General features: G+C 36.9%; 13 protein-coding genes. 6 read left to right on the top strand and 7 right to left on the bottom strand.

Annotated features, from left to right (window positions below; genetic code table 11):
• The first annotated feature begins 285 nt into the window (after positions 1-285).
• Complete coding sequence (gene cozEa / locus MUA51_RS03085; RefSeq protein ID WP_262560410.1) at positions 286-1374, top strand: lipoteichoic acid biosynthesis protein CozEa; 1089 nt, start codon at positions 286-288, stop codon at positions 1372-1374.
• 143 nt (positions 1375-1517) lie between these two features.
• On the top strand, positions 1518-2288 hold the full coding sequence (gene fabI / locus MUA51_RS03080; protein WP_262560409.1) for an enoyl-ACP reductase FabI: 771 nt from the start codon (positions 1518-1520) through the stop codon (positions 2286-2288).
• A 91-nt stretch (positions 2289-2379) separates the two neighbouring features.
• On the opposite strand, the gene MUA51_RS03075 is transcribed toward fabI, so the two are convergent.
• From MUA51_RS03075 to MUA51_RS03050, 6 genes are read right to left on the bottom strand one after another with little or no spacing between them, the layout of a single operon-like run.
• A complete protein-coding gene (locus MUA51_RS03075) occupies positions 2380-4212 on the bottom strand; it encodes a monovalent cation:proton antiporter family protein (protein WP_262560408.1) in 1833 nt (610 codons plus the stop codon).
• A gap of 11 nt (positions 4213-4223) precedes the next feature.
• Positions 4224-5609 carry a magnesium transporter gene (gene mgtE, locus MUA51_RS03070; protein WP_262560407.1) on the bottom strand — a complete coding sequence of 462 codons (1386 nt, stop codon included), beginning with the start codon at positions 5607-5609 and terminating at the stop codon, positions 4224-4226.
• A gap of 24 nt (positions 5610-5633) precedes the next feature.
• On the bottom strand, positions 5634-6488 hold the full coding sequence (locus tag MUA51_RS03065) for an RluA family pseudouridine synthase (RefSeq protein ID WP_262560406.1): 855 nt from the start codon (positions 6486-6488) through the stop codon (positions 5634-5636).
• Entirely contained in the window at positions 6485-7294 is an 810-nt protein-coding gene (locus tag MUA51_RS03060) for an NAD kinase (protein ID WP_262560405.1), read from the bottom strand. Before MUA51_RS03060 ends, MUA51_RS03065 begins: the two co-directional genes overlap by 4 nt.
• Positions 7295-7296: 2 nt before the next feature.
• Entirely contained in the window at positions 7297-7938 is a 642-nt protein-coding gene (gene yjbM, locus MUA51_RS03055) for a GTP diphosphokinase (RefSeq protein WP_095115971.1), read from the bottom strand.
• A 16-nt stretch (positions 7939-7954) separates the two neighbouring features.
• Positions 7955-8302 (bottom strand): UPF0738 family protein, encoded by a 348-nt coding sequence (locus MUA51_RS03050; protein ID WP_262560404.1) that lies wholly within the window; start codon positions 8300-8302, stop codon positions 7955-7957.
• 131 nt (positions 8303-8433) lie between these two features.
• On the opposite strand from MUA51_RS03050, the gene MUA51_RS03045 reads away from it, so the two are divergent.
• From MUA51_RS03045 to MUA51_RS03030, 4 genes are all read left to right on the top strand, one after another.
• A complete protein-coding gene (locus MUA51_RS03045) occupies positions 8434-9012 on the top strand; it encodes a CYTH domain-containing protein (RefSeq protein WP_262560403.1) in 579 nt (192 codons plus the stop codon).
• 266 nt (positions 9013-9278) lie between these two features.
• A complete protein-coding gene (locus MUA51_RS03040) occupies positions 9279-9650 on the top strand; it encodes a truncated hemoglobin YjbI (RefSeq protein ID WP_095115965.1) in 372 nt (123 codons plus the stop codon).
• 15 nt (positions 9651-9665) lie between these two features.
• Entirely contained in the window at positions 9666-10460 is a 795-nt protein-coding gene (gene yjbH / locus MUA51_RS03035) for a protease adaptor protein YjbH (protein ID WP_262560402.1), read from the top strand.
• A 203-nt stretch (positions 10461-10663) separates the two neighbouring features.
• Entirely contained in the window at positions 10664-11977 is a 1314-nt protein-coding gene (locus tag MUA51_RS03030) for an ISL3 family transposase (protein WP_262560401.1), read from the top strand.
• Positions 11978-12404: 427 nt separating this feature from the next.
• Here MUA51_RS03030 and MUA51_RS10855 read toward each other — a convergent pair whose 3' ends face one another.
• Positions 12405-14987 (bottom strand): LPXTG cell wall anchor domain-containing protein, encoded by a 2583-nt coding sequence (locus tag MUA51_RS10855; RefSeq protein ID WP_481906615.1) that lies wholly within the window; start codon positions 14985-14987, stop codon positions 12405-12407.
• Positions 14988-15119 lie beyond the last annotated feature (132 nt).

Raw genomic sequence — 15119 nt, 5'->3', positions numbered from 1 at the left:
CATAAAATTCAGTTCCGTGCAACTTAAAATTTTTTGCAGCATATAAAATAACATTCAATTTTTTTCATCACTATGTACGCAACTCCCTAAAAATAAGTATATTTCACATTTCATTATTCTTTAATCAATCCCAAATTTTTGTTCATTTGTCAGCATTTTGTCTTAGCATTTCTTTTTGATCTTTCAATCGAAAAAAACTTTCTTTATTTATGTTGTATTCTACCTTTTACACAAGTTACTTTTAGATTATAATGGTTATATTCTATTTTTAAGGGAGGTTCAAGAATGACTAATAAAGCCTGGTTTCGAACTGGTGTAGCTGTTTTACTACTATTTTTAATCATAAAATTATTTATAGAAGTCAACTTTATATTCAAACCAATTATTGTTATCGTTCAATCAATTTTACTACCACTGCTCATTAGTGGATTTTTATTTTACATCTGTTTGCCATTCCAAAAAATGATGGAAAAACGTCGCGTACCAAGATGGGCAAGTATCACAATTATTTTATTAGCCCTCACTGCAATTGGTGGCGCAATTTTTGGTGTTGTAGGTCCAGTTATCGCAACACAAATCGAAAACTTGATTCATCAATTACCATATTTGCAAAAAGAAACACAAAATCTCATCAATTTTGCGTTAGATCAACGTGATAAGTTGCCAAATGAGATTACTGAGAAGATTAATGAGATGATTTCTAAATTTGGTGCAATGACATCAGAAATTTTATCAAATTCATTAAATATTGTTACAAGTGTTATCTCAACACTGTTCTTATTGATTTTAGTGCCATTCTTCTTAATTTATATGTTAAAAGATCACGAACGCTTTATTCCTGCTGTTGCACGTTTTTTTAATGGCGAACGCAAAATTTTCGTTGTGAACTTATTAAAAGATTTAAACCAAACATTAATGTCATATATTCAAGGACAAGTAACTGTCAGCCTAATTTTAGGGGCAATCTTATATGCCGGCTATACAATTATCGGTTTGGAATATACATTATTACTTGTTATGTTCGCTATTTTCGCTAACATGATCCCGTTCCTCGGACCGTGGATGGCATTTTTGCCTGCTGGTATTCTTGGTATTATCCAAAGTCCAACGACATTCATTTGGGTCTGTGTCGTGACATTAATCGCTCAACAATTAGAAGGAAATGTCATTACACCTAATGTTATGGGTAAATCATTGAACATTCACCCACTAACAATTATCGTTGTCATTTTAGCTTCTGGTAGTCTTGGTGGCTTTGTTCTTATCTTAGTTGCTGTGCCACTTTATGCTGTATTAAAGTCAATTGCACGTAACATCTACAAATATCGTCATCAAATTATTCATGCAGCACAAAAAAATGTTAATGATCACTAATATTTAAGCCATTGCGCCTTTTCGGCCAATGGCTTTTTTAATATCTACATATCTCGTACACAATGGTTTATCATTGTCATATTTTAGTACCAGATGTTAAAATTAAGCTAATCAATCGATATTTTGAAAAGGAGCTTTTGATAGTGATGAATTTAGAAAATAAAACATTTGTAATCATGGGCATTGCGAATAAACGTAGTATCGCTTTTGGTGTTGCAAAAATATTAGACCAACTCGGTGCAAATCTCGTTTTTACATACCGTAAAGAAAGAAGTTTCAAAGAATTAGACAAATTGATCGACCAACTCAATCAATCAGCAAAGCGCGTTTATCAAATCGATGTTCAAAGTGATGATGATGTCATTAAGGGCTTTGAACAAATCGGCAAAGATGTCGGTCATATCGATGGTGTCTTTCATTCAATCGCTTTTGCAAACGTTGAAGACCTTCGTGGTCGCTATTCAGACACATCACGTGAAGGATTTCTACTCGCACAAGATATCAGTTCTTATTCACTTACAATTGTTGCGCGTGAAGCACGTAAAATTATGAATGATGGCGGCAGTATCGTTACATCAAGCTATATCGGCGGTGAATTCGCTGTACCTAACTACAATGTCATGGGTGTCGCAAAAGCAAGTTTAGAAGCTTCCGTCAAATATTTAGCTGCTGATCTCGGTCAAGACAACATTCGTGTTAACGCCATCTCTGCTGGCCCAATCCGAACATTGAGCGCACGTGGTGTTGGCGACTTCAACACCATTTTAAAAGAAATCGAAGAACGTGCCCCATTGAAACGCAATGTGGACCAGGAAGAAGTCGGTAAAACAGCTGCATATCTACTCAGCGACTTCTCATCAGGTGTGACAGGGGAAAACATCCATGTCGACGCAGGCTTCCACGCTATTCGCTAACCTTTCATGTTACAGGTTATGATCATCATAACCTGTTTTTATTTGTCGAAAAAAAGGACTGACAGCATCTGCACTGTCAGTCCTTTACTCGTTAAAACATTTCTAATTCAATTTTCAGTTGATCCACATATTCTTTCGTACCTGTCACAATGAGACGGTCACCGTATTGTAACTGCGTATCACCATGTGGCACGATCGATTCATTATTTCGTATGATACGTACAAAAATAATGTCTCCGCCAAATGGGAAGTTACGCAACTGCATTTGGTCGAATGCGTAATTGTACATTCCAATTTCGTATAACGATGTCTCCACATTGCTTAACAAGTTCAGCATGTTCGGCGTCTCAATCATGCCTTTAAGTAAAATTTGGTTACTTTGGAAATTACTGAATAACTCAATATTTTTACTGCGCAATGCCTGATCTGCATCATTCGTTTCAAGACGACAGATGACACGTTCTACGCCATAATCCTTCGCCATTAACGCTACTTTACGGTTAATCTCATCATCATTCGTTGAACATACGACAATGTCGCTATCAAATAAGCCAAGTCGTTTTAGCATTTCAGATTCATAATCCGAAATCTCAACCATTGTAATATCATTCGAAAGCGTACGGTGATCAGTTAAATCTTTGCGATAGTACAATGTCACATCATATAACTGTGAACTCAAGTTCTGTGCAATAGGAATAGACAGTTGGTTTTTCCCAATCATCGCCACCTTGATTGTTCTCTGCATCTCATCTGGAATTGGAATGAGACGTTTAAATACAATCGGCACAAAGACACATGTGATGACGGCACTTAAAATCATAATGCCTGATATTTCTTCACTGATTGTTCCCAGACTTTCAGCAATTTTGGCTGCTGCGATGACAAGTGACAATGTCGATGTTAATAAAAATCCTGATGCAATCGTCGTTTTCATATCAAACCAACGTCGAATAACCATCACTGGGATAAGCTTAGATATCACAAACGTAACAATTAAGATTGGAATGATAATTAAGAGCATTGGCTCTTTGATCAATGACGGAATATCTAAGTCAACCCCAACCATGATGAAGAAGATTGGAATGAAGAACCCATAACCGAATGAGTCTAACTTCTCGACTAAGTCTTGCTCTGGACCGAGTAAAGACACTACGACGCCTGCTAAAAATGCGCCTAGAATATTCTCGGCTCCAACGCCTTCTGCAAGCGCAACTAATAAGATAATCAGTGCAAAGACTGCACGAATGCCTATTTGTGTTGTACCGTCCATCAATTTATTAATCAATGGTGCGCCTTTAAATAATCCACCGAGAAAATAGAATAAGATAGTAAACACGACAAGAATACCGATCAGCCAGATTGTTCCACCGCCGGATGCATTGATAGCACCATAAAGTGTCAGTAACAACATTGTTCCTAAATCAGCTAGGACAGCGACTAATAGAATAAACTGACCAATCGTTGTACGCATTAAATTCATTTCTTTCAATGTTGGAACAACGACACCAAGAGAGATTGTTGAGATAATAATCACCATCAACAATACATCATCAATGAGACCCACCCATTTGAATGCGTATGCCAGAATGATCGATACAATCATGATAAGCATAAAAACATACATCGCTAACTTCAAATGGCTAGGTTCTTTGCTCGCTTCTTGATTTTTTTTCGATTTATCTTTTTTAAAGGCATTGAAGTCAATTTCAAGACCACTCAAAAACATTAAAAAGATAAAACCAAGTGTCGATAGAATATTCAATACTTCATCTCGATGCACAAGATTTAAAAAAGAGTTTCCAATGATAATTCCCATTAAAATCTCAGCAACAACGACTGGTAAAAACGCGATTTTTAACTTACTGAGCAATATAGGTGTTAGTAATGCCGCAATTATGACGACGACAAGTGACACAAATTCCATAGATGTCCCCCTCAGATAAGATAGTTCATGAATGATGTTGCTAAACCAAAGTAGATCAACATACTCACGATATCATTAATTGTTGTAATAAATGGTCCACTCGCTACGGCCGGGTCAATCCCTAATTTGTTCATGAACAGAGGAATAACTGAACCAATTGTTGTCCCTACTGTCATGGCAATTGTTAAGCTCGTTCCTACAATCAATGCAAGAAACGGCTGTTGATAAATAATGATGATAATCAAACAGAGTGACACTGCACATGTGATACCTGTTAAAAATCCACTTCCAGATTCACGCAATGCCAACTTAAACTTACTCTTCTCATTGATTTCACCCGTTGAAATATTACGGACTGAAACGGCTAATGATTGTGTTCCAGAGTTCCCTGACATCCCGCTAATAATCGGAATAAAAGCAGCCAATAATGCAACCTTCTCTAATGTTTCTTCAAATGATCCAAGTATAGATGCAGTAATCATACCAAGTACAGTTAAGATCAATAACCATGGCAGACGTTTAAGTGCTGTTTGGAAGATTGTATCATCCGTAGAATCGATGTCTGACACCCCGGCTAAACGTGAGTAGTCTTCGCTTGCTTCTTCATCGATAACGTCGACGATATCATCGATTGTGATAATACCGAGTAGATGATTTTGATAATCTACTACTGGCATAGCGATAAAGTCATAGTCTCTCATCATTTGCGCAACGTCTTCTTGGTCATCCGCAACATTTGCGCTAATGATACGCTCGCTCATAATATCTTCAATATATGCGTCATTTTCAGCGATAATCAAATCTCTGAGCGATAAGACACCTACAAGTTTTTTCTGTTCATCGACGACAAAAATGATATAGATTGTTTCGGCATCTGGTGCTTGTGCCTTAACATGCATTAATGCCTCGTGAACTGGCGTATTAATTGTTAACGAAATATATTCCGTTGTCATAATACCGCCGGCAGTGTCTTCATCATAATGAAGCAATGCTTTGATTTCTTTCGCTTCATCACGATCCATTAACATTAAAAGACTTGCCACTTTACGCTTCGACAACTCATTTAATATGTCTACCGCGTTATCGTATGACATGTGTTCTAAAATGTGACTGGCATATGTCGCATTCATCTCTTCAAATAAATCTTCATAATCAGACTCATCAATTTCTAAGTGTTCAAAGAAATCCGCAACCTCTTCTGGTGATAAGTACTGATACATTTTCTGACGTATCTCTGCATCACTTTCTTCAAAGTATTCGCTCTGATCGTACGCATGCATTGATAAGAATTCTTCTCTAAAACCATCAATATCATCTTTTTGAATCAAATCATCTAACAGTGGCTTATTGTATTGTTCTTCATCATCTTGGATTAACATTTCATTTTCAACTGACATATGCGTCACCTCCAATATGTAATTTTACAGCGTTGTAAGTATTTGTCCAAAATCGGGTGTTTCCGATTTTACATGGACGATGTCATCAGTGATAGGATGTATAAATTTAATTTCTGCACACTTTAACAATTGCGTATCATAGTGATGGTGTTGCACACCATATAAACCATCCCCTACAATACTGTGTCCAATATGTTGAAAATGCACACGTATTTGATGTGTTCTCCCGGTCAATAATGTGACACGACACCAAGAATAATCGCCCGTTGTTTGTATGGGTGTGTACAAAGTTTTCGCATATTTTCCCTCTTTGGTCACGATGCGATTGATAATACTGTCTGATGCACGACCAATCGGTGCTTCAATCACACCCGATGCTGTTATTCTTCCGACACACAGGCATTCATATATTTTTTCAATCGCAGTCAATGTCATAACATGATGGACATGACGTGATTTTGCTATCACTACAATTCCCATTGTATGACGATCTAAACGTGTCACGATATGCGGAATGCCCGTTTCTTTTCGCCGTTGCATATGCGCTAACGCCTGCTCGACTAGACTTTCATGTGGATGCTCACGTGATGGCGCACTATTCTGATGCGCTGGCTTAGCAACGATTAACAACCACGTATCTTCGTATAAAATACGCAGTGGCTGATTAAAAGGAATAAGTGTTGTACTAGGAATCTCATCAGGTAACCGCACGATAACTTCATCACCAACTTGTAACAGATGTCGCACTGTTCGTGGTTGTTGATTCACAAGTAAAGCGCCATGTTGTTTTATGGCGCTAATCGTCTTTTTCGAAAAACGTTGTTGGTATAAAAAGGTTTTAAGCGTCTGAACTTCTGTGACACAATACGAAAATATCACACATCTTCACCACTTGAAATGAATGAATCGTGGACACGCTTCCAGAATGGGAATGGACGGAATCGTGCAAAGCGTATCTTTTCATTCGCAACACGATATTGAATCGCATTGACGTTTTTATGTTTCACACTGACATGGTCAATTGTCGTTAAGATGACATCATGATTGACAGGTTTAATATGACATGTGTGGTGCTTAGGTAGTACGAGCGGTGATCCAACTGTTCGGAACACACGGTTGTTAATCGATGCAATTTCCGCAATTTGGATTGCTTCTAAGGACGGATGTATGAGTGCCCCACCTAGTGCCTTATTGTATGCGGTTGATCCTGATGGTGTTGACACGCAAAGACCATCCCCACGAAAGCGTTCAAAGTGTTGACCACGAATATCTAGATCGACGACAAGTGTTGTCCCATTCTCAGTTTTCATCGTTGCTTCGTTAAGTGCCAAATAGCGCGTTTCATAGCCGTCATCATTATAACGGACAATGATTTCTAACAATGGGTATTCGATCACTTGGAATTCTGAGTTGTGAATTTCGATGATGAGTTTTTCCACTTCGTGTGGTAACCAGTCAGCATAAAAGCCTAGGTGGCCGGTATGTATACCTACAAATGCACATCGAGATAACATATGACTATATTGATGGAATGCCTGTAATAATGTTCCGTCTCCTCCGACAGAGATGACAATTTCAGGATTCTCTTTATCTTCTATCATCTTAAAATCTTGCATATGTCTCATCATCTTATGTTTGAGTGCTTCTGACTTAGCATCTCCTTTGGAAAGGATCGCATAGCGCATCGTTACACCTCACTGTCTTCATGCTTATGTGCACGTTTTTTTGAATAATATTTCTGTGCTTCTTGAATCTCATCCTTAATCTCAGACATTTCTTCGTCTAAAGAGAAGGCTGCTTCTGCTGCACGCTCAAGTCGATTTTGAATTTCCGGTGGATAATCACCGTCATACTTGTAACGCAATGTATGTTCAATCGTTGCCCAAAAGTTCATCGCCAACGTACGAATTTGAATCTCTGCAAGGATTGTTGTTTTCCCATTCAATGTTTCGATAGGATAAGCAATAATGACATGATATGAACGATAACCACTTTGTTTTGTATTGCTGATATAATCACGTTCCTCTACCACTTTGAAGTCTTCACGTTGACGCAACAGTTCTACGACTTTATCAATATCTTCTACAAATTGACACATCATGCGTAAACCTGCGATGTCATACATCTCTTCTGCCAAGTGATCGAAAGGAATGCCCCTTTTGTTTGCCTTATCGATAATACTCGTAATTGGTTTGACACGGCCTGTCACAAACTCTATCGGTGAGTGATGTTCCGTCACTTCATATTGCTTTCTCAAACCTTTGAGTTTAATTTTCAACTCATCAATTGCTTGACGATAAGGTGCTAGAAAAATATCCCATTGATTCATAATGCTTCACTCCGCTTCATACTAGTTCAAACGTTTGCTCTACCGCCTCAACGAATGACTTACCATAATTAGAGTTACCTACAATATTATCTAATAAGTACTCTAATTCATTCTTAAAGCTTGGTAACTCCAATGTATCATTGATTATGACTTTTTTATCACGATGTTCGTGTAACATGGACCATGTCTCTTGTACAAATATTAAATAGGAAAAGGCTGATCCATCATCTAAAAGGTGAACAAATGCATAATTGTCACTATCGACAATCATCTGTCCTGCATCTGTAAATCCTTCCGTTGATTCTTCTGTATAACATAAAATACGATCATCTTTGATTTTAATTTCATTGACATATATACGCATTGGTACTCCTCCTTATCATGTTATAGTTTAACACAATTTGCCCATCGACTCATCGGTCAATTATTGCATTTGTAAAATCCTTTCCATCCTTTGAAAACTACTGCATAATGAACAAAAAGGAGTGACATATCATGGCGATTGAGCAAGAAATTGAATTCAAGCAACTATTAGATAAAAATACTTATATAACGATGAAAACTGCTTACTTTTCTGATACCCAACCTTTTAGTCAAACAAACTATTATATCGACACACCCGACTTCCAATTGATGTCACATAAAATGGCATTACGTATTCGTGTGCGATCAGATAAAACAAATGAATTAACACTGAAAGTTCCCGGTGAAATTGGATTAACAGAATACAATTATCCAACATCATATGCGCCAAAAACAGATGCACAACTGCCAGAACAAATCATCCCAAACGATATCCGTGATGTTTTTGTGCAGTATCATATTGATGCATCAAAGCTTATGATATTAGGATATCTTACGACACATCGGCTTGAAACAGCCACGCCTTCAGGACTAGTTGTATTAGATCATAGCGAATATTTAGGCACTGAAGATTTTGAATTAGAATTTGAAGTCGCTGATTATCATGAGGGTTACAAGGCATTCATTCAAATATTAGACACTTATCACTTAAGTCACAAAGCTCCCTTGAATAAGGTGCAACGTTTCTTCAAAAGACGCCAAAGCATGTAATAAAACTTTAAAAGGCGCTGAGTATCATAAATTCGACCTTGGGGTCATCAATATACGGTGCGCCCCAGAGATCGAATTCTAAACGCTTCATTCACAACCTCGTTCCTATTTTTTATACTTAATACCGTTAAAATAGATGCAACGTATATTTTCCACCGATTTTTAATGACTTATTTCATAACCTTGTCGTTATAAGTGTTTTTACTTTGAAATGGAAAATTTCGTGTTATTATTTATATATATAACAAAATTAAAAGGTGATACGCATGAAACAAACGCCTTACGAAATCATTGGACAAGAAGCGCTTTATCGCATGATTGATCATTTTTACACTTTGGTTGAAAATGATGATCGCATTAACCACTTGTTCCCAGGTGATTTTGCCGAAACAGCACGTAAGCAAAAACAGTTTTTAACACAATTTCTAGGTGGCCCTGATTTATATACGCAAGAACATGGTCATCCCATGCTTAAAAAGCGACATATGCCATTTGTCATTGATCATCATGCCAAAGATGCATGGTTAGAAAATATGCACACAGCCATTGAGACAGCTCAATTTCCAGACGGTGTTGGCGATTATTTGTACGAAAGACTTCGATTAACTGCAAACTATATGGTTAACACAGAAAACTAATTGTAGGTGAACAAAATGACGGAAGAATTAAAGGTTATAGCGAGTAATAGGGATTATCAGAACAATGCAGACCTTACTCCTGTAAGCAAAATTGAGATCTATTCCTTTTTTGATCCTTTTTGTAAAGACAGCTTTAAATTATCCGCTATCTTAGCTAAATTAAGAATTGAATATCATCAATATATCTCTATTCGTCATATTTTGAACCCATCTTTACGTGTACTGACAAAATGCCAAGCACAAAGTACATCAGATCGAGATAATATTGCGCTCGTCTTCAAAGCAGCTGAATTACAAGGTCGTTCACGTGCCCATCGTTTTATGCATTTGTTACAAAATGAGATTATACCGAATTGTGATATTGTCACTGAAGATATGATTGCGAAGTGTATCGTTAACGCTAGTCTTGATTATGACGTTTTCCAAGAAGATATCAATAATGGTAAGTTACGTGACAGTTTGAAGGTCGACTTGCACATTGCTCGTGAAATGGATATTGATATGGCACCCTCACTTGTCTTTTTTAATGAAGATGTTCATGAAGAAGGTTTGAAGGTCGAAGGGTTATATCCGTATCATATTTACACGTATATTATTAATGAAATGATTGGGACAACGATCGAGAAAAGCTTACCACCAGCACTTGCTGATTATATTCAACAAAAGCAATTAGTAACAGAAGAAGAACTTTTAACAATCTATGAATGGCCTGAACGTACATTACGTAAAGAATTGAAAAAGCTTGCTTTACAGCGCAAAATTGAAAAGCTCAAATACCCTGAAGGAGAATACTGGAAGTCTCGTGTCTAATATGTGTATTATGAATAAAACATCACCACAATTTTTAAATAGGATTGTGGTGATGTTTTTTGGGTCTTAATCTTTTGTGGTGGGATGGCATGAACTGCTGTCCCGCCCTTTTTGTTTTTTAAATCATTTTGATACAAAAAAGCGCTCATGCCTCTATAATTTTAAGTGCCTAAACAAAAAATGAGAGGAGACATGATGCGCCTATGTGTAATGATATATTAAAACTATTAAAAATAAAAGATGAAAATATTCAAATTCTTAAGGTGGAAGAGGATGTAGAAGTGCGTGATCAGCTTTCTACAATTGTTTATGGAACACTTTCTTATACACCAAAGGCTTGTGTGAAGTGTGATTGTATCAATGATGGACAAATACATAAGCACGGTAAACGCGTTTCGCGTTTAACACTATTAAAATCTCAAGAGTCTAATGTTTATCTTAATTTAGCGAAAGAACGCTTTAAGTGTCTACATTGTTTAAAGACTTTTACGGCTCAAACCAACATTGTTGATAGTAACTGCTTTATTACTAACCGTGTGAAATTAGCGATTCAGGACAAACTCATACGTGTACAATCTGAGATAGACATTGCTAATGATTGTAGTGTTTCACCAAGCACAGTTAAGAGATGTATTCACCATATCTCACAATCATTAATAGTAAAACCTTCATCTGGATTGCCCAAACATCTCTCCATAGATGAATTTAAAAGCGTTAAAAATGTGACAACAACGATGAGTTTTCTGTTTATAAATAATGAAACGAATCAGATTATCGATATCTTAGAAGATAGACGTATTCACAAACTTAAAGAGTACTTCTATCGTTTTGATCGTCGTGAACGATTAGCTGTCAAAACGGTCACAGCCGATATGTATGAACCCTACATTAACTTCGTTCATGAAGTATTCCCGAATGCGATTTTAATCTTTGATCGTTTTCACATTGTTCAGCACCTTAACTGTGAACTTAATAAGCAACGTATTTCTATAATGAATACTTGTCGCTATAAGTCATCAACAGATTACACGAAAATGAAAAAACACTGGAAACTCTTCCTTTCTGACAGACAAGATATTAACAGCTATGAATACTTTTGGTCGAAGTCCTTCAAAACGTATACGACATCAAGAGATATTTTAGAGTATCTATTAAATCTTGATCAGCAGCTCTATGACACATATATGTTAGTTCATCACCTTCGAGAAGCATTAAAACAATGTGATTGGTTACGTTTCAAAGAAATTTTAATGAGTGTTGAAAAGAAGCATGTATCACGTGGTGTTTGGCGTGTCATTCGGTTCTATAAAAAATACGAGTATATTCTTTATTCAACAATTAAACACCCTAAGTTAAACAATGGAGCGATTGAAGGTATCAATAATAAAATTAAGCTTATTAAACGTGTATCGTATGGCTATCGAAACTTTAATAACTTCAAGGCAAGGATACTGATTATTTTTAAGCTATATCAACGACGTAAAAAAGATGGTTTACTAATAAATAACGTTGCATAAATATATTACGTAGTAATCGCTATCTAATATGTCGCTAACACACTTAGAGATGTGTATCTAAAATCATTTCTAATGCGAGACGCCTAAGGCAACAAGCCGAATGGAAAATCCATTTTGGCTTCTTTTATTCAATAAAGCCAAAATTAGTTGAAGTGAGGCGCCTTGGCAAGCGAGTATTAAAGAAATGATGGTATAGAAAAAGCGTACAATTAATAATTAAACTGTACGCTTAAATGAATGTAGTGATGACTACATGTTATGATTAAGTTAAAAATAAAATTAGTTACTTTTTATTATCTGCCCACCACAAAAAATGGACTTCCTGTTTTTTGAATATAAAGACTCATAAACATAGAGACAATCGACTAAACGATTGTCTCTTTTATATTGGAATTTTGGAAAGGGTTGTTTAATTTCAAGTTATAGCTTAATGATTATCTTGCTTTCTACGACGTTGACCAATTAAGAACAATGAACCAAGTGCTGCAATCAATGAACCAATTAATGTACCATTATTTGATTCATTACCTGTATCCGGTAAACCTTTACCATGGTCTCCTTCACCATGTTTACCTTCTTCATTATCCCCATCTTTGTCAACTTCTGCGTCTGAATCTGAGTCAGAATCGCTATCTGCGTCTGAATCGCTGTCTGCATCTGAGTCTGAGTCGCTATCTGCGTCTGAATCGCTGTCTGCATCCGAGTCTGAGTCGCTATCCGCATCTGAGTCACTGTCTGCGTCTGAATCGCTGTCTGCGTCTGAATCACTGTCCGCATCCGAGTCTGAGTCGCTATCCGCATCTGAGTCACTGTCTGCATCTGAGTCACTGTCTGCATCCGAGTCAGAGTCACTATCTGCGTCTGAATCGCTGTCTGCATCCGAGTCTGAGTCGCTATCCGCATCTGAGTCACTGTCTGCGTCTGAATCGCTGTCTGCGTCTGAATCACTGTCTGCATCTGAATCACTGTCTGCATCTGAATCTGAGTCGCTATCCGCGTCTGAATCGCTGTCTGCATCTGAGTCAGAGTCGCTATCTGCATCTGAGTCAGAATCGCTATCTGCATCTGAGTCAGAATCGCTATCTGCATCTGAATCTGAATCGCTATCCGCATCTGAATCTGAATCGCTATCCGCATCTGAGTCAGAATCGCTATCCGCGTCTGAATCACTGTCTGCATCTGAGTCTGAGTCCGCATCCGAGTCTGAGTCACTGTCTGCATCTGAGTCACTGTCTGCATCTGAGTCACTGTCTGCATCTGAGTCACTGTCTGCATCTGAGTCACTGTCTGCATCTGAGTCACTGTCTGCATCTGAGTCACTGTCTGCATCCGCATCTGCGTCTGCATCATTTTCATCAGGGTCTTCTAATTCACAAAGTGTAACGACAGCTATATCTGCTAAGTCTTCATCAACAGGGGCATAATAGGTAACAGCTAAATTAGCTTCTAAATTAAATCTTTCTTTGTAATTAAAAGTTGAATGAGAAATATCTGGACCAATTTTACTCCAATCACCCATATTTCTTGTTACAGCTACTCCTGGTTGACCATAAAAACCATGTTCGTCAAAGTCACCTAAATCAATTTCTTCTGGATGTTCAATATAATAATACGCAGAACTATTATACCTACCATCCGGTTTTTGCTCTGTATTTGTACTTGTTGATGATACTCTATAATTATCTAAAGCTTGAGAACCTTCTTCATAACTATCTATATAATGATAGGGTTCACTAAAAGCTCTCCAACCTAATCTAGCATCAAGCGGTAAATATGGTGTTTTCTCATATTGGTCTTTTGAAATATCAAATTCTACTTTCAGACCAATCGCACCATTAATCAATGTGTTCACTGAAAATGAACGTACCAAATCTTCCAACAATTGACCACTTGTTGTTGTTAGAACACCATCTTCATTAAATTGAACATTATGTTCCACTACTGAAATAGGGGTCTTACCTTGTTTTTGCAGTTCTAAAAATTCTTCATAAGTCGGGATGCCTTGAAAGTTAGGATTTTGGTCTTTCTCGTTGAATCCAGCTTTATATTCTTCATAAGTCATTTGATCTAATGGCATATTAACATTATGTGGATTGCCATTCTCGTCACGTGTACCAATTAATGAGAATTTTACATTTTCTGCAAATTTAGGAATTGTTATGTTAAATGTACTACCAGTTTGAATGTGATCACTAGAAAGAATAGGGTTTAATGACACTTCATAATCATATTTTACACGACCATCCTTTTGAATTTTAGCACAGCCAGGAGTAACATTTACGCCCCCACCAGTAATCGATACTACATTTTGTGGTGATTCACCATCTGGAATAGACCCTCGAAATGCCGTACCAATCGGGATAGGTGCAGCAGTTGATTTTAATGGTGTATTTTTGTCTGTTGTCTCTTTTTCAGGTACTTCAGCTGCTTTTGTGCGTGGTTTTGAAGACGTAATATATTTAACTTTTTTACCTGTTTCAGGGTCAACACGTTCTCCGATTTCTGCATTAGGGACATTTACAGTTGGATAATCATTACCACCTACTGAATAATGTTTTTCAGATTTTTTTGAAGATGACTCTACTTCTTCAGAGACGAGTTGTTCAGTTACTTGTTCTTTTTCTGAACGTGCTTCTTCAACAGCAGGTTCGTTTTTTTCAACTTCTGTTGTTTCTGCAGGATTTTCTGCTGATTCTGATGATGTTTCAGGATTTACTTGAGTTGTTTCATCTGTCACTTCAGATGTTGTCTTTTCTTCTGAAATGTTTTCATTAGCTATTTCAGTGTTTAACGTTGGAGATGGTTGTTCGTCAGAAGTTGCGACGTTTTCAGTTTCTTGAGCAGCCGCTTCAGCAGTTGGTTCAGTCACTTCTGATGCTTCTGCTGATTGTGTGATTCCTAAAAATAATAAAGTTGTCAATAAAGCAGAGCCAGTACCATAAGACAGTTTACGAATACTAAAAACTTGTTTTTGACGATCATATTTCTTGTACTGTGAATATTTTTTCATACTCATTTCCCTTTCTATTCGTTATTAATTAGATAAGTATTTTGCAGAACAATTTTTTGCTCATACTTATTAGACTATAAATATGTTTTAGAATGTGTATGACTTTTTGGAAAATTGTATTTAAAATATGAT

The sequence above is a fragment of the Staphylococcus sp. IVB6214 genome, assembly GCF_025558585.1.
Classification (GTDB): Bacteria; Bacillota; Bacilli; order Staphylococcales; family Staphylococcaceae; genus Staphylococcus.
This window is presented reverse-complemented; position numbering and strand designations above follow the sequence as displayed.